1 pseudogene is annotated in these 398 nt (G+C 32.2%); it reads right to left on the minus strand.

Going from position 1 to position 398, the window contains the following annotated elements:
• Nucleotides 1-398, minus strand: a pseudogene (locus J1M43_RS16225) (hypothetical protein); the annotation flags it as partial.

Genomic DNA, 398 nt, shown 5'->3' on the forward strand with positions numbered 1-398 from the left:
GGTGTAGTTGGTTTTGTTTGAATTTCACTTGTAGATGGTTTTGTAGTTACATCGTTATGTGTATTATTTGGTGCTTTCTTCTCTTCTAAAATAACAGATGTATCTTCTGACGCAGTTTTATCAGTTGAAGGTTTAACATTTTCTTTTTCAATGTTTTGAGGCTTAGTTTCAGTTGTAGCTGTAACGTTATTTTGCTGTTTTTGAGTACTTGATGAAGTTGATTCTTTTTTAGCTTCTGGTTGTGAATCAGTATTTGTTTCTTTCTTAATTGGATTTGTTGAATTATTTTCTGTTGTCGAATTATTTTCAGTTTCCGACACTACTTCTTTCTTATCACTAGTCGTTGCATCATCTTGTTTTGCATTTTCTGTACTAGTGTTTTCAGCAGCTTTAGCTTC

It is taken from the genome of Microbacterium sp. KRD172, assembly GCF_017168295.1.
Lineage (GTDB): Bacteria > Actinomycetota > Actinomycetes > Actinomycetales > Microbacteriaceae > Microbacterium > Microbacterium profundi.